Here is a 23,449-nt window from a genome sequence, read left to right on the forward strand (position 1 = left end):
AGTTAGAAGTTCCCTATATGATGAAGCAACAATTGCAGGTCATGCTGACCCTGCAGGACGAAATTAATACCGTTGTTAACAAAAACTGGCGTGCGCAAAATTTTGCCTGGTATCGCGCGATCTGGGTAGAAAGCGCGGAACTCTTGGATCATTACGGCTGGAAGTGGTGGAAAAAGCAGCAGCCGGATATCGACCAGGTAAAGTTGGAGCTGGTGGATATCTGGCATTTTGGCCTGAGTCTTGAGCTGCAACAGGGCTCTCCGGCCCAAGTCGCTGAAAAGATGCTTAAGGAATTAGAGGCTGGCCAGCGAGAGCCCGGTGATTTTCGTGAAGATCTGGAGGCCTTTACTTTGAGCACCTTGGCAAGTAAACAATTTGATCTGCCAGGGTTTGCGCAGCTTCTTGCCGACACAGAGATGCCTTTTACTGAACTGTATCAACGTTATGTAGGAAAGAACGTACTCAATCGATTCCGCCAGGATAACGGGTACAAAGAAGGAACTTATGTGAAGAACTGGGGCGGACGTGAAGACAATGAGCACTTAGCGGAAATCGCCGCTGAGCTTGATGCCTCGGCAGTAGATTACAGCGAGCAGGTTTATCGTATTTTGCAGCAACGTTACCGGGAAGCTGCCTCGGCTTGAGCCTTTTTTTGGCGTCTCTTATAAAAAATTAAAGTTTTGTTAGGCAAATTGAGTTGAGAATTGCTCCGCTTGAGGTGAAATTTGCTCAAGAGGCCCTATAATGCGGCCGCTTACAAACGAGGAGAACTATCGTGAAAGCACCTGTTCGTGTTGCTGTTACCGGCGCTGCCGGTCAGATCAGCTATTCGCTGCTGTTCCGCATCGCTTCCGGCGAGATGCTGGGTAAAGATCAACCAGTTATTCTGCAGCTGCTGGAAATTACCCCGGCACTAGAAGCGCTGAAAGGCGTTGCTATGGAGCTTGAAGACTGCGCCTTCCCGCTGCTCGCGGGTATCGTTCAGTCCGATGACGCTACTATTGCGTTCAAAGATGCAGATTATGCTTTGCTGGTCGGCGCGCGTCCCCGTGGACCGGGTATGGAGCGCAAAGACCTGCTGGAAGCTAACGCTGCTATCTTCTCTGCACAGGGTAAAGCCCTGAACGACGTTGCTTCTCGTAACGTAAAAGTACTGGTTGTTGGCAACCCGGCTAACACCAATGCCCTGATTGCTCAGCGCAATGCGCCAGACCTGGACCCGCGTAACTTCACCGCGATGACCCGTCTGGATCACAATCGTGCTCTGTCCCAGCTGGCGAATAAAACTGATTCCAGCGTTAACGACATTACCCATATGACCATTTGGGGCAACCACTCTTCCACTCAGTACCCAGACCTGCACCAGGTGAAGGTTGCCGGTGCTGCGGCGATGGATAAAGTGGAGCAGGAGTGGTACGAAAACGACTTCATCCCGACGGTTCAACAGCGTGGTGCAGCTATCATCAAGGCGCGTGGTGCTTCCTCTGCGGCTTCCGCTGCCAATGCTGCTATCGACCATATGCGCGATTGGGCTCTGGGCACCGCTGAGGGTGACTGGACCAGCATGGCTGTATTCAGCGATGGTTCCTACGGTATTCAGGAAGGCCTGATTTACTCTTTCCCTTGCACCTGCAAAGGTGGGGATTGGGAAATCGTACAGGGTGTTGAGATCAATGAGTTCTCCCGCGAGAAGATGACTGCAACCGAGCAGGAGTTGGCGGAAGAGCGTGATGCAGTCGCTCACCTGCTGCCCTAAGCCTGTCGATTGATCGGCCTTGATGGCTGGTTCGTCTAAAAAGCCCGCACCAGTGTGCGGGCTTTTTTATTTGGCTCTTCGGCGCTGATTTATTGACTTCGCTGTAGCTATAAAATCGCCAGCTAGTCCAGATAAAAAAGTTTGCGTATTTCAGGTAAGAAGTAAGCGATACCAAGTGAGGGCATTTCCTCTTATTTTTTCAATCCCGCCAACAGTGGCTTATTCAGAAAGGCTAGATTAGGGTTCCTTTAGCCGCAGCTTAATAAAGTGACTTTTGCTAATGGTATTTAAAATAGAATGAGGTAGCCTGAATACTGGCGGGTCTATATACGAGTGTGGGCTGATGGCGGCGGCACTACACTGATTAGGTAAGTATTGTCTGGAAGTATTTGCCATGGTCACAGAAGTCGGCCGCCAAGCCCCTCGATGCGCCTGTATTCTTCTTCAGCCTAATCAATCCCTGTCGGCAACGGGAAATCTTTGGGTGTTCTTTTCCCTGGTTGGTGTTTCCCTTGGTATTAGTTTGGCTTTTGCCTTTGCTGGGGCTTGGATGATCCTGCCATTTGCAGGGTTGGAAATTTTACTACTCGCAGTTTTATTCACCTATGTCTACCTAGAGGGGACCCGTCGCGAAGTAATCCGCATTAGCGATGAGCGGGTTGTGTTCGATTGTTGTAAAGGGTTCCGCCAGCAATCTGTCTATCATCGGGAGTTCTCACGGGGAAATCTTGCCTTGCTGGTGAGGATGGGTAACAGTCCGGCTGAGCCTGCCTCGGTGACCTTTAGCGGTCCAGAAGGATGCCTGGAGGTAGGTGAGTTTTTAACCGATGCAGAGAAGGCAGAGTTAGTGCAAAAGCTGAGGAAAATAGGCATTTTTGCGCGCAGGGAGAAGGAGTTTCGCCTGCACCAGTTTTGAATGATGGAGTTCTTGGCATTTCAGTTAGTACTTTTCGTTATAATCCCCCCAAAACGTAAACCAACACTTCAGGGGATTTCTTATGTCTTTTCCCAAAATTGGCAATTTGGCACCGGCATTCACACTGACAAACCAAAGCGGAGAGAAGGTTTCACTGAAAGATTTCCGCGAAAAAAGCAATGTTGTGCTTTATTTCTACCCAAAGGCACTGACCCCAGGTTGTACAACACAGGCTTGTGGTATCCGGGATAGTGCCGATGCGTTTAAGGAGCTAGACACTGTTGTTCTCGGTGTGAGCCCAGACCCAGAAGCCAAGTTGCAGCGATTTATTGATAAACATGAGCTGAACTTCGACCTCCTGTCCGATGAGGATCACAAGATTGCGGACAAGTACGGTTGCTGGGGGCTGAAGAAGTTTATGGGCAAAGAGTATATGGGGCTAATCCGGACAACTTTTATCATCGACAAAAGTGGACGCTTACGCCATGTTATCGACAAAGTGAAAACCAAGACCCACAGTGATGATGTGCTTGGCTGGGTGGCTGAAAATCTGGATTGATTATCTGTTACACAGCTTCTGCAAACTCTTTCTAAGGGGGTAGGGTAGCCTCTGGCCCCCGAATTTCCTTGAGTTTTCATTGAAATTGCGTACCGGGACCATTCAATTTTGTCTTCTGCGGCACAATAAGATGAAAAAAACCACTGTCGTCCCTTGCATTCTCAATTCTTGGTCTATACTGGCAGATGTAAAGGAAAGGTGCGCCGGCGAGAGAGTGTTTCTCTTTGGGTATTGCCGGAGCGGTTAGTTTAAAAATTGTACATCTCTGTGAAGGATTCGATGTCTGTTTTTGGTGCATCCCGCATCGAGTAGTAGTCCGCCGAAGTTGTAGGTGTGTTGGTGTGGGCAGGGGCAACCGGGATTCGCTGGATGCGGACATAGAAAAATAACTGCGGCTCACGGAACTCAAAAGGAGCAGCTCGATGAACCATACTCAGCCCGACCAGACTTCGCTCTCTGAAGATAAATCCCTGCAGCAGGCCAGAATATCCGGCGACCCGAATATTCTCGACCAGCTGCTGGCCCCACCGGAAGCTACCAGCTTTGGCATTGCTGCCAGAGTCATCGATGTGCTCGAACAGCGCATTGGTAAGGCTTCTCTCGCTATTCGCCCCGTTGCTTCCGACTTAAGCATGTCCACCCGGACTTTGCAGCGTCGTTTGCAGGAGCATAACTTGAGCTTTGCCTCACTGCGTGACCACGTGCGCTTCCGCCACGCGGTGCACTTCCTCAAAGATACCGCCCTGAGTGTTGACGGAATTTCAAGGATTTTAGATTTTTCTGATCGGACCAGCTTTACCAGTGCCTTCAAGCGCTGGACCGGTATGTCGCCAACTGGTTATCGCCGTCAGGTGCGTCAACGCTTTTAAGTGAGTGCGAATTGGTTAGGCCGGTCTCTTGTTGATCGGCCCAATCCGTTGCCTCAACAGGGGAAACCCGTTAGAGTTGGCGGCAATTTTATAGGCTGACTCTTTGAGGTTTTGCATGAGCTTTTTTATCCCCTCCGCCATGGCACAGCAAGCGGCACCGGCGCCACAGGGTAACCCCATGATCACCCTGTTGATGTTTGCGGGCCTGTTCGCTTTCATGTGGTTTTTTATCATCCGTCCTCAGCGCAAGCGCCAGAAGGAGCATCAAGAGTTGGTTGGTGCACTGAAAAAGGGTGACGAAGTCGTGATGAGCAGCGGTATGCTGGGTCGTGTAGACAAGGTGGACGAAGATTACATCGTGCTGGAAGTTGCAGACAATATGTCTTTGAAGTTCCAGAAAGTAGCAGTTCATGCTGTTTTGCCCAAGGGCACGATAAAGAAGATCTGATAGCTTTTTACTAGATTTTTTAGTGATTCAGATTGGAAAGCCCGGCATATGCCGGGCTTTCTCGTTTTTCGGCAAGTGAGATTTTCTCGGGCGATACTTCTGGTTAATCGATTTAGAAATTTTCAGGAAGCCCCATATGCAAAGCGATAGCCAAAATGCTTTGAAAGCAGCCATTGTTAGAAAAGTTACGGCACTTCCTAAGTTATCCAAAATTCAAGTGGATCCACCAGTTAAAGTGCGGGGAAGTTTTCACTTTCAAGTTAACCTATCGGCTAAAGCAGCTTTGGAAGAGGGATACCTGAAGACTGCCACTGTACAAGCGAACGTACCGGGATGTAGTGCTTTTGAATTACTCTGCGATGAAGGCACCATTATTGGAGGTACGGATAGCGCACCGGCACCACTTGATTACCTATCAGCAGGTATTGCTTTTTGTTTTCTCAGTCATATCAGCATCTACATTAATCAGAACAAACTGAATATTGAAAGTGTCAAGATTGAGCAACAGATGCGTTTTAAGGCTGAGGTGTACAAAATGCAGGAATGTACTGATATTCCACCTAAGGGGGTTTGTGAAGGAGTAGAAACCGTTGTTTTTGTTAAATCTGCAGAGTCGAGGGAAGCGATTGAGAGAATGGTGGGAGTTTGCCGAGCTGCCTGTATGGGATTACAGACTGTAGTAAATGCTGTTCCTGCCAGGATTACATTGGTTTTTAACGAGCCCTAGAGTTGATGCCTTTACCGATAAGCCTTTTTGGTATTTGCAATGGAGCTTGCTATGCCTGGCAGTTTGCCGATTTCTTTACCTAGGCGGATACGTTTAGCCCATCTTCCCACGCCAATACAGCCGCTGGATAGGATTAGTAAACAATATTCCTTTCCTTTTGGCGGCCCTAGAATTTGGATAAAAAGGGATGACCTGACTGAATCTGGAATGTCAGGTAATAAATTGCGAAAACTTGAATTTGTTGTTGCTGAGGCCATAAAGCAGGGCAGCGATACCTTGATCACCGCCGGGGGTATTCAGTCCAATCATTGCCGCACCACTGCGCTTGTCGGTGCTCGCTTAGGACTCAAAGTGCACCTGTTATTGCGTGGTGAGCCCATAGCCCAAGCAGATGGAAACCTACTGCTGGATCAGTTGGCGGGGGCAGAAGTGAGCATCCATTCGCCTGAAGAGTTTGCCAAAGATCTCAAGAGGCTGTTCAATTTTTGGTCTGATCAATATTCGAAGCGCGGGCACATTCCCTTCCGTATCCCTATTGGTGCCAGCGATGGACTGGGCTTGTGGGGATACCTCTCGGCTTCGCAAGAACTTATTACAGATTGTCGAATGAGAGGATTCCGGCCGGATCATATTGTGTGTGCCACTGGTAGCGGAGGTACCCAGGCGGGTTTAACGATGGGGTGCTATCTGCTGGGGCTTGGTGTTCAGGTCACAGGTTATGCTGTCTGCGATAATGCCACTTATTTTCAAACCAAAGTGAGAGAGGATATCCGCCATTGGAGCAGGCTATCGGGAAACCCTGTGGATCTGCAATCTCTGCAAGTGCATGTGAATGCCGACTATATTGGGCCGGGGTATGCCAAGGCTGAACCTCCAATCTACGAAATGATTGAAGAGATTGCTGCTCTAGAGGGAATCTTGTTGGACCCTATATATACCGGTAAAGCTTTTTATGGGCTGATGCAAGAATTGAGAAAAGGCCATTATAAAGGATCTAGTAACTTGGTATTTCTACATTCGGGGGGGCAGTTTGCCTTGTTCCCCTATCGTCATAACTTCTCTTTTAATAGGGTTTAGGCCCCTTTACTGTTCTAGTGCTTCGGAAGCTGCTAACCTGCGCAACAAATTACAGCTGTGGCTGTATATAAAACAATCAGAATTGGTTCAGAGAAGTGGGGGGTTAGTTTGGATTCCTTTAATCAGCTGCTACTGTCGTTGGACGGTATGCTCGGATCGGCACCTTGGTTCCCGTGGGTGCTGCTCGGGGTAGGTTTCTTTTTTACTATCTATCTTGGGTTTCCGCAATTTCGTTACTTTGGACATGCGATTAAGATTGTCCAGGGGAAATATGATAAACCCGGTGACCCAGGAGATACCTCTCACTTCCAAGCACTGGCTACCGCTCTTTCAGGAACTGTAGGTACTGGTAATATCGGTGGTGTTGGCCTCGCTATTTTCCTGGGCGGCCCGGCCGCTTTGTTTTGGATGTGGATGACCGCCTTCCTGGGGATGACAACCAAGTTTGTCGAAGTAACACTGTCACATAAATATCGTATTAAAGCGGCAGATGGCTACTACGCAGGTGGTCCTATGTTCTATATGGAGCGCCGTCTCAATATGAAGTGGCTGGCAGTGTTATTTGCCATCGCCACAGTAATTTGTTCCTTCGGTACCGGAAGCTTGCCCCAGGTGAATAATATTGCCCAGGCGATGCACGATTCTTTCGGTATTGAGAAAGCGCTCACTGGTGGTGTGCTTGCCATCCTGCTGGGGATGGTGATCATCGGTGGCATTACCCGAATTGCCAAGGTTACCTCCACTATCGTTCCGGCAATGGCACTGATCTATGTAATTGGTGCGTTGGGTGTGATTTTCTACAATATAGAAAATATCGTCCCTTCATTTGTAGCCGTTTTCCGTGATGCCTTCACTGGAAGTGCTGCTGTAGGTGGTTTCCTCGGAGCCAGTTTTGCCTATGCCTTTAACCGTGGTGTGAATCGTGGCCTCTTCTCCAACGAGGCGGGGCAGGGCTCTGCACCGATTGCTCACGCCGCCGCACGTGCCGATGAGCCTGTTTCCGAAGGCATGGTTTCACTACTGGAACCGTTTATCGACACCATCATTATCTGTACTCTGACTGGCTTGGTAATCTTATCTTCCGGTGTATGGACTGAAAAACACGAAAACCTGTTTGAGGGGGCTGACACATATGTTGTCGAAGGTCGCTACGAAGAGAGTGACCCCAAGCAGGTTAAACAGCTGTTTAATTACTTAAGTGGTCAACCCAGTGATGTGAAGCCCTATAACGGATCAGTGGTTGTCACTGATGGGCAGCCTCTAAACCTGCAGGATTTCACCCTGATTCATGCACGCTCAATTGCAGAAGATCTGGATTTCCGTGTTGGTGAAGATCAGTTTAGCGGTGTGCTTAATGTTGTTGATGGTAAGTTTGCTAATGAGGATGTGGATATTTGGGGTAAATCCCTGGTTCATTCCGTTGCATTGACCAGTAAAGCTTTCCAGCGCGGTTTCTTCGGAGAATACGGTGGCTTGATTGTAACTCTGGGTATTCTCATGTTTGCTTTCTCGACCGCTATCGCTTGGTCCTACTATGGTGATCGCTCTATGATCTACCTGTTTGGTCCGAAGGCGGTAATGCCTTACCGAATTGTGTATGTGATAGCTTTCTTCTGGGCGGCGATTGAGGACACCACCGTTATTTGGAACCTGTCTGCGGTAGCTATCGTCATTATGACCTTACCGAACCTGTTTGGTATTACGATATTGGCGAAGGAGATGAAGTCAACGGTGAAGGATTATTGGAAGGACCCCAGCCATAAGTAACTTGGCTTGCAAGGGTTACTCCTAGAATAAAAAAGGCAGCCTAGTGGCTGCCTTTTTTATTGTCTGGCCCTGTTGGTATGGCAACGGGGCCAGATTGTTCAGCAGATAAGCTTATTCTGCTTGGGCGCTGAGTGCTACACCGGAGTATGTCTGGTAACCGCGAATACTAATGTACCAGGTACCTGCTTGTGGGTTGCTGATGTTGCAGTTTTCATCATTACCCCACTTATATGGACGACAATCCCAGGTGTTTCGAGTTGGTGCTGAGCCAAAGCGAACATAGAGGTCACCGTCCCCACTGCCACCAGACATCACCGCTTTCAGGGATGACATACCGCTGTCCACATCCAGGGTAAAGTGCTGCCAGGCATTAGCGGAGCCAGACAGATTGGTTTTTTCCCAGCCGCCGGGGTTGCCACCGCCACCGTCGGTGAAGCTACCTACCAGACTGACACCGGAGAAAGAACTATAACCACGCACCATCACATAGTAGGTGCCTGCTTGTATGTTGGAGATCTCACAGGTTTCATTGTTGCCGGTAGTGTAGGGACGGCAGTCGTATGTGCTGGTGGTTGGTGCTGAGCCAAAGCGTACATAGAGGTCCGCATCACCGGTGCCACCAGACATATTAAAGCTTAGGCCGGTAGCGCCAGCAGGAACATCTAATGTGTAATGGAGTTCATCGCCAGAGCCGCCACCAAGATTGTCAACGGAAACTCCATTTTCAAGCTCTCCAGGAGGAGGTGGTGGAGTGTTATCACAGGTAACTCCTACGGTACTGAAGGCAGTTGTAACATCCGCTTTACTGTACCCTAGGTCTACAGCAGCTTGCTCAACACCGCAGGCAGCCTCATCGTAGTCAGAGTTTGAGCCCCAGTACATCTGGTTAGCGAGGACAAAAATATCAAATGCCTTGCGAGTATCCCAGCCGTTGGTATTGGCGATCAGATAGAAAGCTCGATTGTAGACACCGGAGCTATAGTGTACGTCCATACCGCTGTAATAATCGTCGGCATGGCCAATGGAGCGTCCATCCTGTGTCGGGTCTTCAAAATAACGCAAGGCGCCATTGGCTTTGAAAATCTGGGCTCCAACCAGCCAGTCGTTACTGCCAGTCATAAAGTATTCAGCGGCTTCACCAGAGATATCGGAGAAGGCTTCATTAATTCCCCCTGGTTGTTGACTGTAAACTAGGCCAGAGTTCTGCTCGGTAAAGCCGTGGCTGACTTCATGAGCCGTAACATCCAGGCTGACTAGGGGGTGGAAGGTGTTTTGCCCATCGCCAAAGGTCATCTGGCTGCCATCCCAGAAAGCATTTTCGTAGTTATTACCGTAATGCACGCGAAGGCGCAGCTTTTGAGTCAGCGGTGAAGTGTTGTACCAGTCACTGAACATTGCGAAGACCACGCCACCAAAATAGTGCGCGTCATTTAGCGGTGAATAAGCACCATTGATTTCTTTGTGATCATTGTAGGGGCAGTTGAATTGATGGACGCTACCGCCACTGGTTCCATGATTCAGGTTCACAGTTTCAACGTTGGTAGTATCCATACGGCAGTTGGCATCAACCTGCATGGAGGGGAAATCGGTACCATATTCATAGCGGCCCGTTTTTACATTGCCGCCAGGACCTTGTGCATCTTGGAAGGTGAGGCCATCCCAATGCTTAATCACTTCACCGGTCATGGCATCAATAAAGTAGAAGGGGCGCTTGGGGTCGTTTCCATACTCGACCCAGTTCACCAGGTAGGCCAGGCGAGCCTCATCTTGTTCATTGATGTAAACATAGAGTTCTTTTTTCTGGTTTTTGGCCTCCAGTTTAAGCACTGGCAGTGATAAAGCACCCGACATCACTCCCTGTTGTGCGCGTAGTGAAACCTGATGATTCATGGCGCGATCAAGGGCATTGCCCGCGTCAATTGCCGCACGCACGGTGGGTACTTCAAGTTCGAGTCCGGTAAGGATATTACCGTGCATCTCGGTAATGAGTCCCTGTCCAGAACTGGTTACGGTCTGTCCCCACACGGGTATGCCTTTGTGGGTTTGTTGGTAGCGGGCGACGGTTTTGCCATTTCCCAGAGTACGCTCACGAATTTTTACCAATGCCATGTCAGATCCGGCAACGGTATTTAATGTCTGTGGCGAGAGCATATCCGGAGTGGCTGGAACACGGTCGGCAGCCTGCGCACTAATAGCCATAGCTAAAGTGCAGGTAAGTCCTATCAAATGCTTCATTGCTAGCTTTCCCTTATTTAACTTTTTTATTAGCGACCGAGCATCAGCAGCTGGAAAACAATCCAGTAAGGAATTACTGATTGCTTCAGCAACTTGATGCAAACGGTCTTTATGGTTGGTAAGACAGCAGAAGAAGGCCGGGCATCTGGGGTGGGGCCAAAAATTGGCAATGACGTCCGCTTTCTCAAACCGGTTGCCCAAATATTCCGGGCAACCTGAGATTACCTTGCATGTGCTTAGTGGCAACAAAAAGGTGATGACAAACTCATATATTTGAATTGTTTTCGATATTTTTGCTTATTTAGTCACAAATCAGCAAATAATATCCTGCCGAGGAATCCAAATTGATGCGCCTAAATAAACCCGATAAAAGGGTGGTGCGCCAGCCGAGAATAAAATTTCAGAAAAGTCTCAAAAATATTTTTTGGGATTATCTATACGTTGAGAAGTAGATATTCCCGCTCCCAAGAACTGATAACTCGGTTAAATTCCTCGTATTCATCGCGCTTTATTGCGCTCCATGCTTTCACGAATTTTTTGCCAAACATTTCAGCAGCGGCTTCGCATTCCGTTAAAAGATTGAGGGCGTGCTCTTGAGTACGGGGTAAGGTAATGGTCTCTTTGGAGCAGTCGCCCTGATACGGTGCGCTAGGTGCTACCTTATTGATCATACCGAGATAACCGCAAGCGAGAGAAGCAGCAATGGCGAGATAAGGGTTGCAGTCGGCACCAGGAAAACGATTTTCCAATCTTTTTCCTTGAGGTGAACTGTCGGGAACTCTAAGGCCGGTAGTGCGATTGTCATAGCCCCAATGCAGGCTTGTCGGGGCGGCCATTTCGGGAGTGAAGCGTCGATAAGAATTGACATTTGGGGCTAGAAAACTAATGAATCCTGGAGTGTACTCCTGCATACCGCCAATAAAATACATGAAGCTATCGTTTTCATTTCCATGGTCGTCTACAAATATGTTCTTCTCTGTTTTTAAGTCGACAACACTTTGGTGAAGATGTAATGCACTGCCGGGTTCGTCCTCCATGGGTTTGGCCATAAAGGTGGCATAAATTCCGTGGCGCAGAGCAGTTTCTCTGACGGTGCGTTTAAAGGTGAAAACTTGGTCGGCGAGTTGAAGTGGGTCTCCATGAAGGAAATTGATTTCCATTTGCGCGGTTCCTGATTCGTGAATCAAGGTATCTACATCGAGCCCCTGCGCCTCACAGAAATTATACATATCCTCAATAATGGGTTCGTATTCGTTGGCAGCGTCGATGCTATAAGACTGTCTGGTTTTTTCCGTGCGGCCAGATCTGCCAACGGGTGCTGAGAGTTTTTCATCTGGATCAAGATTGCGCTTTATGAGGTAAAACTCTACCTCCGGAGCAACGATTGGTTTCCAGCCTTTCTCTTTATATTTTTCCAAAACGAATTTGAGGATGTTCCGCGTACTAATCGGATGTGGTTGACCATCCCGGGTATAACAATCGTGAATAATTTGAGCAGTGGGATCATTGGCCCAGGGGTTAAGTCGAACGGAATCGGGATCTGGCACCAGCAACATATCCGTATCTGCTGGGTCCACGAGTTCATTGTGCTCATCGACATAGTCGCCGGTAACGGTTTGCACAAGGATACTTTCTGGAAGTCGGCTGTCCTGGGTAAGGAATTTATCTGTAGGCGTAAATTTGCCTCTGGCATTACCCGACATATCCGGCACCAGGCACTCCACCTCGGCAATATCGTGTTCGGCGAGCCAGCTTGTAATCTTGTCCATTTGTTAGAGTTACCCAGTGTGTTTCCATCTACATGTCGTACCAGTATATGCCTGACCCTCACATTGGCGGTAGCCACCAGTGCAGGCAAAAATAATGACTTGCCGGATATGTTTTGAGATTTATGGGAAGCCTGGCACGGCAGGTAAAAGGGAATTACCATTTTGCTATTCTCGGGGCCGAACTATTTCAGAGCTTCCCGCATACTCAACGCCTTGAAGGGCTGCATTGATGAAAACCACCTCTGGTTATACAGATTCTTACTACTCAGCAAGTGCCAATCCGCTTACCTCTTATCCCCAGCTGGATGGTGTCCGGGAGGTGGATGTTTGTGTGATTGGGGCCGGCTATACCGGGCTCTCCACAGCGTTGCATTTAGCGGAACGGGGCTACAAAGTGTCTGTCTTGGAAGCGCAGCGTGTGGCATGGGGCGCATCTGGTCGCAATGGTGGACATGTGGGGGTTGGGCAACGGCGCTGCCAAAGTGACTTGGAAGAAATGTTCGGTGTGGAGATTGCCAAGCGGTTTTGGCAATTTAGCCTTGAGGCGGTGCGGCTGGTAGAGCAGTTGATTGATAAGCATCAAATTAATTGCGACCTGAAGCGAGGGATAATGCATCTCGCAGCTAAACCCAGCCATGACAACTACCTGCGCAAGGAAGCCGAGCTTCTTCAGGAGCGTTATGGTTACTCGGGTGTGCGCTATGCCGATGAGCAGGAGGTGGGTGGCCTTGTGGGAACAAGGCGTTATTTAGGCGCACAAATTGACAGTGGCTCCATGCACCTTCACCCATTGAACTATGGGCTTGGGTTAGCGGCGGCTTGTGTCAGAGCTGGGGTCGAGCTCTATGAGCACAGCAGAGTGACTAGCTACCGGGGAGGGAATTCCTGTACCGTCGAAACAGCCAAGGGGCAGGTAAAGGCGGCTAAGGTTATATTGGCCTGCAATGGCTATCTCGGAAACTTGGAGCCGCGGCTGGCTGGCAAAATTATGCCAATCAATAATTTTGTTCTGGCCACTGAACCTCTGTCTGAGCCTGCTGCTCAAAAATTGATCGCCAATGATTATGCAGTGCAGGACACACTGTTTGTTATCAACTACTGGAAGTTATCGGGAGATAACCGCCTGATTTTTGGTGGTGGTGAGAATTATTCGGCCAGCTTTCCTGCAGATATACGCAAGTTTGTACGGAAAAAAATGCTGCAGGTGTATCCGCAGCTAAAGCAGACCCGAATTGATTATGGCTGGGGCGGCACTCTGGCGATCACTATGAATCGCATGCCGCATATGGGGCGCCTGGAGCCCAATATCTATTACAGTCAAGGTTACTCGGGCCACGGGGTGCCTACTGCAACCTTTGCGGGTAAACTCCTCGCTGAAGCAATTGTTGGCACTGAGGAGCGCTTTGACATCATGACGAAGATCCCAACAGAGACTTTTCCTGGTGGAACCCTTTTGCGTTGGCCGGGCCTGGTGTTGGGAATGCTTTACCACAGTTTGCTTGATAGGTTTGGGCATTGAAAGAGGTGAGGTGGCTGGACTGTTGCTGGTGAAATTGTCGACTCCTTTGGTGTTAAGATGCTGTGAGTTGCCGTTAGGAAACCGATCTTGTCCAGTACCGAACAGCATAAGCGCAAAAGCCAATTAACCCCTCGCCGCGAGCCGGTCCAAGCCCGTGCACGGGCTCGAGCCCGGCAGATACTCGATGTCACCGGGAGGCTCCTGGAAGAGGTCGGGCTCGATGATCTCACTACTATCTTAATTGCGCGGAAGCTCGATATTTCAGTGGGCTCCCTCTACCATTATTTCCCCAATAAACATGCGATTCTCTATGCTATGGGCGAGCAGTGGCTCGCTAGTATCAGTGAGGCCATGGCTGAGCTGGCAGAGCTCGATCTCGAGCATATGACACTTGGGAGTTTTATTGATGAGTTTGTTGGGCGCCTTCTAGCTGTGTACCGTGAGCAGCGAGGGCTGCTGCCATTGGCCCAAGCTATGTGGGGAATTCCCGAGTTGCACGAGCTGGATAAGAGCCATGACGAGCTGGTGATCGGGCACCTGGTGGATATGTTCCATCGCTTGGGCTTTACCTGCCCGCCCAATGAAATGAATCGCTTGGGTCGGCTCACACTGGAAAGCTGCCATGCGCTATTGCTGGTGATGGTTAACCAAGCAGAGGTGCGTGCTTACCGTACCTGTGAAGATTTACAGCAAATGCTTTTCACTCTGTTGAACCTCAGAGGAAGCGATAATAGTCCCGAGGGGCTCAGTGATGTGGAGGCGCCCTGATGGCCATGCGTCCGGACAAACTGGTAATCGCGATTTCTTCTCGGGCACTGTTCGACTTGAATGATAGCCATAAGGTTTTCGAGGAGTTGGGCCTGCAAGCTTTCTCGCGCTATCAAGTAGAGCGGGAGAACGATGTTTTGCAGAAAGGAGATGCCTTCCACCTGGTAGAGAAATTTCTAAAAATCAACGAGCAGCTTGAGGGGGAGCCCAGGGTCGAGGTTATCCTGCTTTCCCGTAACAGTGCTGATACAGGACTTCGGGTGTTTAACTCAATTGAGCACTATGGTCTGGATATTACCCGGGCTGCCTTTTGCAATGGTGAAAGCCCCTATCGCTATATCGGTCCATTTGGCTGTAATTTGTTTCTCTCGACTGATGGCTTGGATGTTCGTCGCGCCTTGGATCAGGGGGTTGCTGCGGCAACTCTGGTGGCTGGGGGTAACCGCGAGCAGCGCGACGATGTTTTGCGCTTTGCCTTTGATGGTGATGCGGTAATCTTTTCTGACGAGGCTGAGCAGATTTTCAAGCGGGATGGGCTGGATGCCTTTACCCGTGCAGAGCGTGCCTCTGCACAGATGCCGCTGGGTGGAGGGCCTTTCAAGGGATTTCTTGAGGCTCTGCAAACATTACAAGCGGAATTTGGTTTAGAGAGTTGTCCAATACGCACCGCCCTGGTGACGGCAAGGTCTGCGCCAGCCCATGAGCGGGTAATCCGTACGTTGCGTGCCTGGGATATCCGTGTAGATGAATCGGTATTTTTGGGGGGGCTTCCAAAGGGGGAGTTTCTGCGGGCATTCGGTGCTGATGTGTTCTTTGATGACCAGCCGGCGCACTGTGCCTCCGCAGCCGAGCATGTGGCTACAGGTCATGTGCCGCACGGTATTGCCAATATCGCAAATAGTGATGCCTGAGTATTTGAGCTCTTTCGGGCCTGTAAATGCTGGAAAGTCGATTGACACCCGCCGCTCTTCACCGGATATTCATCTGTCCGTTGGCCCCGGCTTCGATTGGCTGCTATTCTTTTCTCGCATAACTCAAGATGTTTTTTATAACTAACAATTTATATGTCAGAGTTGCACTCGTCCTGGGGCGGGGTGATTGATATTAAAGGGAGGACTTATGAAGCTGCAGCAGTTGCGATATATCTGGGAAGTGGCGCATCACGATCTCAACGTTTCTGCTACTGCGCAGAGCCTCTATACCTCCCAGCCGGGCATCAGCAAGCAGATTCGCCTACTGGAAGATGAGCTGGGGGTGGAAATCTTTGCCCGTAGCGGCAAGCACCTCACCAGGGTGACGCCAGCGGGGGAGGCGATCCTCAAGACCGCTGGCGAAATTATGCGCAAAGTGGAAAATATCAAGCAGGTTGCCCAGGAGTTCAGCAATGACAAGAAGGGCAGCTTGGCGGTTGCTACTACCCATACCCAGGCGCGGTATGCGCTGCCCCCGGTTATCAAGCTGTTTATTTCCCGTTACCCTGATGTATCGCTGCATATGCACCAGGGAACCCCCATGCAAATCTCGGAAATGGCAGCCGATGGTACTGCGGATTTCGCCATTGCTACCGAGGCACTAGAGCTTTTCAGTGATTTGGTGATGATGCCGGTTTATCGCTGGAATCGTTGTATTTTGGTGCCTAAAGATCATCCTCTCTGCCATGTCAGCAAGCTGAATCTTGAAGAGGTTGCAAAGTATCCGATCGTCACTTACGTGTTTGGCTTTACCGGCCGCTCAAAATTGGATGAGGCATTCCTGGAGAAAGGGCTTTCGCCTAAGGTCGTGTTTACCGCTGCGGATGCGGATGTTATTAAAACCTATGTGCGCCTGGGTCTCGGTATTGGCATAGTGGCGGATATGGCGGTGGATGGTGAGGATGAAGATTTAGTTGCCCTGGATGCCAGTGATTTGTTCGAGTCCAGTATTACCAAGATCGGCTTTCGCAAGGGAATATTCCTGCGAGGCTTTATGTATGATTTCATCCAACAGTTTGCTCCGCATCTCACCCGGGAATTGGTGGATCAAGCTGCGCATGCTACTTCCAGAGCTGAGGTAGATGCACTATTTGCCGATACAGAGCTGCCGGTTTATTAGTATTGCGGTGTAGCTGGCTGGCAGAGGCTAAGAGGCCTCTGCCTGTTGGATCAGGGGTTGTAAAACTTCCTTGGCAAATTTGAAGTAGACGGTATAGATCTCTGCTTCTTGCCCTTCACGCTCGACCACAAAGAATGGCGCTCGATCCACATTAAATTGCTGTGCAATTTGCATCCCGGCACTTTGCGGGTCGCGCACGTCAGCTATCAAAGTTTGATCGATAAATTTGAGTTGTTCGTTCACTTCCAGTTTTTCCTGCACATCCCGGCATTTGGCGCAGGGTGAGCCATCGGCGAGTACTTTTTTGACTAGTGTGATCTTCACAATAAATTCCTTGATCCAGTTAAGCGCTGAAATTGGCACTACTGGCATTGAATCTATCAGATGGCCTAATAACTTTGAAATATCAATCCTAGATAGTTCTATAACCAAAATGCTGTAGTAAGACTACAGAAAAGCCCGGCAGGCAGTGATTTTTGACGGGCTGGGTGATCAATTCAGGAATTGCTCTGCGGTTTCAAGAAGTAAGCGCACTTTGGCCAGGCACTCCTTGTACTCTGCTGTCGGATCAGAGTCGGCGACTATGCCTCCACCGGCAGCACAGGTAATGCGCCCATTACTGGCGCTAAAGGTACGAATGGCGATGTTGGTATCGGCGCGGCCGCAGCTACTGATATAGCCGATGCTGCCACAATAGATACCCCTGGGGCTGCCTTCCAGCTCGCGAATGACCTCCATAGAGCGGCGTTTGGGCGCACCGGTGATGGAGCCTCCGGGAAAACAGGCCGCTAACAGGTCGCTGTAAGCTGAGTCCTCATGCATCTCTCCTGTCACTACGCTGACCAAGTGGTGAACATTGGCAAAGCTAGCCAGCTGGAATAGCTCCGGCACCCTCACGCTGCCACTGCGGCACAACTTGCTGAAATCGTTGCGCAGCAAATCCACGATCATCAGGTTTTCTGCGCGATCTTTAGGGCTTCTCTGCAGGGTAAATGCCGCACGCTGGTCCTCTACCGGATCAGCTACTCTGGCGGCGGTGCCCTTGATGGGCTCGGTGCGCAAGCTACTGCCATCGGCACGAATAAAGCGCTCTGGCGATAGGCTCAGCAAGCTGCCCTGGGGCATTTCCATAAATGCTGAAAATGGCCCTGCCACGCGTCGACGCAATGCCAGGTAGGCAGCAAAGGGATCGCCCTCGTAGGGGGCGCTGAAGCGTTGGGTAAAGTTTGCCTGGTAGACATCTCCCGCTGCGATATATTCGAGGATTCGCGCAATGCGCTCCTCATAGTCAGCAACACTGAGTTCGTGGGCAAATGGTGCTAAAAGGCGAAACCCCTCGGGATCCTGCTCTCGCTCCCAGTGCACCGATTTAAAACGATTGATTAGCTCTTGTACCTGCCTGGCTGGGCAGGCAGGATGAAAAACCAGATGGCTGGAGCCCAGCTGGTGATCTGCAATAAAAGCCCAGCTATAGAGCCCAAAAAAGCCTGCCGGTAGGTCCGTAGGTCGGGTATCCGCAGGCAAAAAGTTACCGCCGGTGCCCAGTTCATAACCGGCAAAACCGATGATTCCACCGCAAAAAGGCAGTTGTGAGTCCCGCTCCTGTGGGCACAGCTCACGACTTAGGTCATCTACCCGAGTGAAAGGCTCACTGCTATCTGCTGCCAGTTCCAGCGCGTTAAGAGGGTCGGCACTGATAATATCGTAGCGACCTCCGCTGCTGAGAGGTCGGCCGCTATCGAGCCATACCGGCACAGGTAGATCCGCAATTGCCTGGAAGGCTGCTGCAGAATTGAGTGAATAGGGCAGGGAGACTATTTGCATATCAAAACACGGCAGTCTGGAAGACGGCGCACACTACACACTTTGTCGCGGCGTGAAAAGGGCGCCTGGCTTTTTGGTCATCCCTTAGTCAATTCTTCGCTCGATGCCGGCCTGGGACATCAGGCGCGTAGCGAGCTCCTCCACGGATAGCTGGGTGGCATTGAGGAAGGGCACTTGCGCCCGCCTTAGCATCTGTTCGACTTGGCGCACCTCAAATTCGCACTGTCCTATAGAAGCGTAGCGGCTATTGGCGCGCCTTTCCTGTCGAATCTGCATCAAGCGTTTGGGATCTATGGTGAGGCCGAAGAGTTTGCGCTGGAAGGGGCGCAGAATCTTGGGCAGGGTGGTGGAGTCCATATCCTCTTCGGTGATGGGGTAGTTGGCCGCGCGCAGTCCAAATTGCAAGGCCAAATATAGGCAAGTGGGGGTTTTGCCGGAGCGGGAGACGCCGAGCAATATGACATCCGCTTGCTCAAATTCACTGATGCGGCGCCCGTCGTCGTTATCGATAGCAAAATGCACCGCATCAATGCGTTCGCTATAGCGGCGATTATCGGCAATGCCGTGGGAGACATTAACGGTCTGTGCAGGATCGCGCCCAAATAAATTGGCCAGAGGTGTCAGGTAATTCTCGAAGATATCCAGCATTAAAGCGGGGCTTTGGTGCAATTGATCGCGAATCTGGTCAGAAACGATGCTGGTAATAATGATGGGCTGCAGACCGGATTCCTGGGCAGCGCTCTCTATACGCTGGAGAGCCTGCTGGACCTTTTCGGTAGAGTCAATATAAGGCAGAGTCACCTGCTCGACATGCTGGTCCTGAAACTGTGCCAATAGGCTGTGGCCAATGCCCTCTACAGTGAGGCCGGTTCCATCGGAAATAAAAAAAGCGGTGCGTTTGTCTTTTGCCATGCTGCGTCTCTGTCTGTTGGCGGGACTTTTTAGTGGCCGCTAGTATAGGGGTGGTGGGCTTAAAGGTCTTATTTTCTGAGAGCTAAGCAAGCTTGTAGAAAATTTACAACATATTGACCGTTTTTCCTGGGCTATTTTTTACAAGACTCATCCTTATAATCAGCGCCCAACAAACCTGATTTCAGAGGGCCTTCACTTGACGAATTTCACCATCGACTTTGCAAAACTGGGAATGGATGATGTCGACAAAGTCGGCGGTAAAAACGCATCGCTCGGCGAGATGATTTCATCTCTGGCCGGCGCTGGTGTGAGTGTACCGGGCGGCTTTGCGACCACAGCGGAGGCTTTTCGGGCTTTCCTAGCCCATGAGCAGTTAGAGCAGCGTATCGCCGAGCGGCTGAAAGGACTCGATGTCGGTGATGTTACTGAGTTAGCCAAAGCCGGCGATGAAATTCGCAATTGGATCATACAGACCCCATTTCCTGCACAGCTGGAAAAAGAGATCCGCGATGGTTATGAAGCTTTGGGTGGTGGTGAAACAGCTGTTGCTGTGCGTTCCTCCGCGACTGCTGAAGATTTACCGGATGCTTCTTTCGCAGGCCAGCAGGAGACCTTCCTGAATATCCGTGGTATAGATGCGGTTCTGATTGCGGTTAAAGAAGTATTTGCCTCTCTCTATAACGACCGTGCCATCGCCTACCGTGTACATACAGGCTACGCGGATGTAGGTGTAGCTCTGTCGGCTGGTATTCAGCACATGGTGCGCAGTGAGACTGGCGCGGCCGGTGTAATGTTTACCTTGGATACTGAGAGTGGATTCCGTGATGTGATCTTTATCACTGCGGCCTTCGGTCTGGGTGAGACTGTTGTACAGGGTGCTGTGAATCCTGACGAGTTCTATCTCTACAAGCCGGCTTTGGATGCCGGGCGCCCAGCTATCCTACGTCGCAATCGCGGTAGTAAAGCCATCAAAATGGTTTACGACGAAAGCGGCGATTGCGGGCGCTCAGTAAAAACCGTTGAGGTTGCAGAAGAAGATCGCCAGCGTTTTGCTCTCAATGATGAAGAGCTGACCAGCCTGGCAATTCAGGCCCGTAAAATCGAAGAGCACTACGGTCGTCCGATGGATATCGAGTGGGCCAAAGACGGTGATACCGGTAAGCTATTTATCGTACAAGCGCGCCCGGAGACCGTACGCTCCCGCGATCAGGGTACCAGCATTGAGCGTTACAGCCTGCAGGAACGCGGTGAAGTACTGTGTGAGGGGCGCGCGATTGGTCAGCGTATCGGTGCAGGCCGCGTTCGCAAGCTGAAGTCCGTCCAAGATATGGCAGCTATGCAGGACGGTGAGGTCCTGGTGACCGATATGACCGACCCGGATTGGGAACCGGTGTTGAAAAAGGCGAGCGCAATTGTTACCAACCGCGGCGGCCGTACTTGTCACGCGGCGATTATTGCCCGTGAATTGGGGATTCCCGCAGTGGTTGGCTGTGGAAACGCCACCGAGTTATTGGAAGACGGTACTCCCGTCACCGTCTCTTGTGCCGAAGGCGATACCGGCTTCGTAATGTCCGGCGAGTTGGACTTCCAGCGTGAAGAAACTGAAGTTTCCGAAATGCCGGATCTGCCTTTCAAAATCATGCTCAATGTGGGCAATCCAGATCGCGCTTTTGCCTTTAGCCACTTGCCCAACCAGGGGGTTGGCCTGGCGCGCTTGGAATTTATCCTGAATCGCATGATTGGGATTCACCCGAAAGCCCTGCTTGAGCTGGATAGCCTCCCGGATGACTTGCAACAGAATATCCGCGAGCGCATAGGCGGTTACGCCTCCCCGGAAGACTTTATTGTTGAGAAACTGGTAGAAGGTATCGCTACCCTGGCCGCGGCCTTTGCACCTAATCGTGTAATCGTGCGTCTATCAGACTTTAAGTCCAACGAATACGCACACCTGGTTGGTGGCCAACTATACGAACCCAGCGAAGAGAACCCGATGCTCGGCTTCCGTGGTGCGGCTCGCTACCGCTCTGAAGATTTCCGCCAGTGTTTCGCCCTGGAATGTCGTGCACTGAAGAAAGTACGTGACGAGATGGGGCTGACCAATGTGGAGATCATGGTACCCTTCGTGCGAACTCCGGAAGAGGCAGAAGAGGTTGTCGGTCTGCTCGCCGAGAACGGTCTGCGCCGCGGCGAGGCTGGTCTCAAGGTCATTATGATGTGCGAACTGCCATCCAATGCCCTGCTGGCAGAAGAGTTCCTGCAGCATTTTGATGGCTTCTCAATCGGTTCTAATGACTTGACCCAGCTTACCCTGGGTCTTGATCGGGATTCCGGTCTGGTGGCCGACCTGTTCGACGAGCGTAACCCGGCAGTGAAGGCTCTGCTGTCCCGCGCCATCCAGGCCTGCAAAAAAGCTGGTAAATATGTAGGCATCTGCGGTCAGGGACCTTCTGACCACAAAGACTTCGCCCGCTGGTTGATGGATGAGGGAATCGACAGTGTTTCCCTGAACCCGGATACCGCTGTAGATACCTGGCTATTCCTAGCTAACGAAGAAGCCTAATTTCCTTTCTAAGCGGCCCTTTTGGGCCGCTTTTCCTATCTAAGCGCCCCTCCAGCGACTGTGGTTTTTTTTTCCTAATTCATTGCGTGTTTGCCCAAAAATTAGACTTCTGTTGCCGCTTCTCTCGATAACTTCGGAATTTATCCTGCTATTTCTGTGTGAGATTTACGGATCACACGCTACCGAAAAAATTCAAAACTCTATGGCTTGCCTTCAGAGATAAGAATTCATTCTAAGGCTTACCACCAGCCTCAATAAAATCGGAAGAGTCCTGAGGCAGCGCGTAGATGGAAAACAGAGCGCAATTTGCTTTGGTGCTGATTCACCTGCAGGGGTAAATCCTCCGGTGTAGAAGTTTGAGTGGTATCGGTTGGGCTGTTTTCCTTTCCGCCCACTTTGGCAGAGCAGAGAAAGTTGTTGAGGTGAGCTATGCATACGAGCAGACAGTTACAGATCCCAATATTACATATTTTTCTGATGTTGTGTCTCTTGGCACTAATCGCCGTTCCCCCTGCAATGGCAAAGCCCCGCGGTGGTAACTGGTTTGATGATCGCGCTGCGGCTAGGGGAGGAGGCGCCTCAATCAGGATTGACTTGAGTGAACAGCGCGCTTACCTCTACAAAGGCGGTAAGTTGGTTGGGGTATCCAGAATTTCCTCCGGTAAGCGGGGTTATAGTACGCGGCCAGGACACTTCCGTGTATTGTCCAAGCACCCGCATCATCGCTCTTCGATCTACGGTAGTTATGTAGATAGGCGCACAGGACGGGTGGTGAGGTCCAATGTAAATACTCGTAAACATCGTCGCCCCGCCGGTACTGTGTATCGTGGTGCAAAAATGAATAACTATATTCGCTTCAACGGCGGGATCGGTCTGCATGCTTCTGGCCATGTGCCCAGACACCCTGCCTCGCATGGTTGTGTGCGTATGCCTCCGCACATGGCTAGAAAGTTTTATCGCCATGTACGTGTAGGTACTCCGGTGCGTGTTACGCACTAAAACCTGAAAACGATTTTGTAGCAGCGAAGCCTTGGCCGGGTATTATCTATAGGGATGATACCCGGTATTTATTTGTCAGCCTGCCACCAAAGTGACACTATCGCTATCATCATTTTTTACGGAATGATTGCGAGAGGACTTATGCCAATTTCTACCCCCGATTTGTGTGATGACCACGGTGATGCAGTGCAAGTGGTTGAGCCGATGTTTGTTAATTACGGAGGCCGTGAGAACTTTGGCGGTCAAATCGTAACTATTAAGTGTTTTGAGGATAACTCGCTGGTGCGGGAGTTAGTGGCGGAACCGGGACAAGGAAAAGTTCTGGTAGTCGATGCGGGTGGTTCAATGCGTCGCGCTTGTCTTGGCGATATGCTCGCCGATAAAGCGGTAGCCAATGGCTGGGAAGGCATAGTGATGTATGGCTGCATCCGCGATGTTGACCAGATTGGGGCGCTAGATTTAGGCGTTCAGGCCCTGGGTACACACCCAATGAAAACGGAGAAAAAAGGTATTGGTGAGCGGGATCTGGCAGTGACTTTTGGAGGGGTGACTTTTCGACCTGGAGAATATCTGTATGGGGATAACAACGGAATCATTGTTGCGCAAGAAGCACTAGTGTGAACCCCACTTTTCAATTACACAGCTTTCACAAA

The 23,449-nt window shown here is 50.5% G+C and carries 22 protein-coding genes; 16 read left to right on the plus strand and 6 right to left on the minus strand.

Features of this window, described 5'->3' with window-relative positions:
* Positions 1 to 20 precede the first annotated feature (20 nt).
* The 4 genes from ACJJIT_RS08215 to bcp all read left to right on the plus strand — a co-directional run bounded on the left by ACJJIT_RS08215 (position 21) and on the right by bcp (position 3,231).
* On the plus strand, positions 21 to 644 hold the full coding sequence (locus ACJJIT_RS08215) for a dUTP diphosphatase (RefSeq protein ID WP_444900908.1): 624 nt from the start codon (positions 21 to 23) through the stop codon (positions 642 to 644).
* A 131-nt stretch (positions 645 to 775) separates the two neighbouring features.
* Positions 776 to 1,756 carry a malate dehydrogenase gene (locus ACJJIT_RS08220; protein ID WP_444890161.1) on the plus strand — a complete coding sequence of 327 codons (981 nt, stop codon included), beginning with the start codon at positions 776 to 778 and terminating at the stop codon, positions 1,754 to 1,756.
* A gap of 394 nt (positions 1,757 to 2,150) precedes the next feature.
* Positions 2,151 to 2,672, plus strand: coding sequence for a DUF2244 domain-containing protein (locus tag ACJJIT_RS08225; protein WP_444886357.1), 522 nt, complete (start codon positions 2,151 to 2,153; stop codon positions 2,670 to 2,672).
* A gap of 82 nt (positions 2,673 to 2,754) precedes the next feature.
* Positions 2,755 to 3,231, plus strand: a complete 477-nt coding sequence (gene bcp, locus ACJJIT_RS08230; RefSeq protein ID WP_252081827.1) for a thioredoxin-dependent thiol peroxidase — start codon at positions 2,755 to 2,757, stop codon at positions 3,229 to 3,231.
* A 248-nt stretch (positions 3,232 to 3,479) separates the two neighbouring features.
* Here bcp and ACJJIT_RS08235 read toward each other — a convergent pair whose 3' ends face one another.
* Positions 3,480 to 3,662: a hypothetical protein gene (locus tag ACJJIT_RS08235; RefSeq protein WP_252081826.1), complete on the minus strand. Its 183-nt coding sequence runs from the start codon at positions 3,660 to 3,662 to the stop codon at positions 3,480 to 3,482.
* On the opposite strand from ACJJIT_RS08235, the gene ACJJIT_RS08240 reads away from it, so the two are divergent.
* The 5 genes from ACJJIT_RS08240 (at position 3,654) to ACJJIT_RS08260 (ending at position 8,119) form a co-directional block, all read left to right on the plus strand.
* A complete protein-coding gene (locus ACJJIT_RS08240) occupies positions 3,654 to 4,100 on the plus strand; it encodes a helix-turn-helix domain-containing protein (protein ID WP_020415217.1) in 447 nt (148 codons plus the stop codon). The two genes, ACJJIT_RS08235 and ACJJIT_RS08240, sit on opposite strands and share 9 nt — an antisense overlap.
* A gap of 115 nt (positions 4,101 to 4,215) precedes the next feature.
* Complete coding sequence (yajC, locus tag ACJJIT_RS08245) at positions 4,216 to 4,548, plus strand: preprotein translocase subunit YajC (RefSeq protein WP_020415218.1); 333 nt, start codon at positions 4,216 to 4,218, stop codon at positions 4,546 to 4,548.
* A 136-nt stretch (positions 4,549 to 4,684) separates the two neighbouring features.
* A complete protein-coding gene (locus ACJJIT_RS08250; RefSeq protein ID WP_444900613.1) occupies positions 4,685 to 5,275 on the plus strand; it encodes an OsmC-related (seleno)protein in 591 nt (196 codons plus the stop codon).
* 51 nt (positions 5,276 to 5,326) lie between these two features.
* Complete coding sequence (locus tag ACJJIT_RS08255) at positions 5,327 to 6,352, plus strand: D-cysteine desulfhydrase family protein (RefSeq protein WP_444900614.1); 1,026 nt, start codon at positions 5,327 to 5,329, stop codon at positions 6,350 to 6,352.
* A gap of 108 nt (positions 6,353 to 6,460) precedes the next feature.
* Positions 6,461 to 8,119 carry an alanine/glycine:cation symporter family protein gene (locus ACJJIT_RS08260; protein ID WP_252081822.1) on the plus strand — a complete coding sequence of 553 codons (1,659 nt, stop codon included), beginning with the start codon at positions 6,461 to 6,463 and terminating at the stop codon, positions 8,117 to 8,119.
* Between the two features lie 111 nt (positions 8,120 to 8,230).
* On the opposite strand, the gene ACJJIT_RS08265 is transcribed toward ACJJIT_RS08260, so the two are convergent.
* Together ACJJIT_RS08265 and ACJJIT_RS08270 are read right to left on the minus strand one after the other, a co-directional pair.
* Positions 8,231 to 10,354 (minus strand): M4 family metallopeptidase, encoded by a 2,124-nt coding sequence (locus tag ACJJIT_RS08265; RefSeq protein WP_444900615.1) that lies wholly within the window; start codon positions 10,352 to 10,354, stop codon positions 8,231 to 8,233.
* Between the two features lie 434 nt (positions 10,355 to 10,788).
* The gene (locus ACJJIT_RS08270) at positions 10,789 to 12,123 is read right to left on the minus strand and encodes a glutamine synthetase family protein (protein WP_444886354.1); all 1,335 of its coding nucleotides are present in this window, start codon (positions 12,121 to 12,123) and stop codon (positions 10,789 to 10,791) included.
* 229 nt (positions 12,124 to 12,352) lie between these two features.
* Here ACJJIT_RS08270 and ACJJIT_RS08275 point away from each other — a divergent pair, with 229 nt between their 5' ends.
* The 4 genes from ACJJIT_RS08275 to cysB all read left to right on the plus strand — a co-directional run bounded on the left by ACJJIT_RS08275 (position 12,353) and on the right by cysB (position 16,501).
* Positions 12,353 to 13,642 (plus strand): NAD(P)/FAD-dependent oxidoreductase, encoded by a 1,290-nt coding sequence (locus ACJJIT_RS08275; protein WP_444900616.1) that lies wholly within the window; start codon positions 12,353 to 12,355, stop codon positions 13,640 to 13,642.
* Between the two features lie 87 nt (positions 13,643 to 13,729).
* Positions 13,730 to 14,410: a TetR/AcrR family transcriptional regulator gene (locus ACJJIT_RS08280; protein WP_444900617.1), complete on the plus strand. Its 681-nt coding sequence runs from the start codon at positions 13,730 to 13,732 to the stop codon at positions 14,408 to 14,410.
* Positions 14,410 to 15,321, plus strand: a complete 912-nt coding sequence (locus ACJJIT_RS08285; RefSeq protein ID WP_444886351.1) for a 5'-nucleotidase — start codon at positions 14,410 to 14,412, stop codon at positions 15,319 to 15,321. The genes ACJJIT_RS08280 and ACJJIT_RS08285 overlap by 1 nt, the downstream gene beginning before the upstream one ends.
* Positions 15,322 to 15,529: 208 nt before the next feature.
* Positions 15,530 to 16,501 carry an HTH-type transcriptional regulator CysB gene (gene cysB, locus ACJJIT_RS08290; protein WP_252081816.1) on the plus strand — a complete coding sequence of 324 codons (972 nt, stop codon included), beginning with the start codon at positions 15,530 to 15,532 and terminating at the stop codon, positions 16,499 to 16,501.
* A gap of 27 nt (positions 16,502 to 16,528) precedes the next feature.
* Here the strand turns inward: cysB and ACJJIT_RS08295 are convergent, their stop codons facing one another.
* The 3 genes from ACJJIT_RS08295 to ppsR form a co-directional block, all read right to left on the minus strand.
* Entirely contained in the window at positions 16,529 to 16,825 is a 297-nt protein-coding gene (locus tag ACJJIT_RS08295; protein WP_444890165.1) for a hypothetical protein, read from the minus strand.
* 168 nt (positions 16,826 to 16,993) lie between these two features.
* Complete coding sequence (pabB, locus tag ACJJIT_RS08300) at positions 16,994 to 18,325, minus strand: aminodeoxychorismate synthase component I (RefSeq protein WP_444900618.1); 1,332 nt, start codon at positions 18,323 to 18,325, stop codon at positions 16,994 to 16,996.
* Positions 18,326 to 18,409: 84 nt separating this feature from the next.
* Entirely contained in the window at positions 18,410 to 19,237 is an 828-nt protein-coding gene (gene ppsR, locus ACJJIT_RS08305; RefSeq protein ID WP_252081813.1) for a posphoenolpyruvate synthetase regulatory kinase/phosphorylase PpsR, read from the minus strand.
* Positions 19,238 to 19,433: 196 nt separating this feature from the next.
* On the opposite strand from ppsR, the gene ppsA reads away from it, so the two are divergent.
* From ppsA to rraA, 3 genes are all read left to right on the plus strand, one after another.
* On the plus strand, positions 19,434 to 21,797 hold the full coding sequence (ppsA, locus tag ACJJIT_RS08310; protein WP_252081812.1) for a phosphoenolpyruvate synthase: 2,364 nt from the start codon (positions 19,434 to 19,436) through the stop codon (positions 21,795 to 21,797).
* A gap of 429 nt (positions 21,798 to 22,226) precedes the next feature.
* On the plus strand, positions 22,227 to 22,796 hold the full coding sequence (locus tag ACJJIT_RS08315; protein WP_252081811.1) for a L,D-transpeptidase: 570 nt from the start codon (positions 22,227 to 22,229) through the stop codon (positions 22,794 to 22,796).
* Positions 22,797 to 22,937: 141 nt separating this feature from the next.
* Positions 22,938 to 23,417 (plus strand): ribonuclease E activity regulator RraA, encoded by a 480-nt coding sequence (gene rraA / locus ACJJIT_RS08320; RefSeq protein ID WP_444900619.1) that lies wholly within the window; start codon positions 22,938 to 22,940, stop codon positions 23,415 to 23,417.
* The last annotated feature ends 32 nt before the right edge of the window (positions 23,418 to 23,449 follow it).

The organism is Microbulbifer mixtoriginis (SeqCode) (assembly GCF_052467515.1).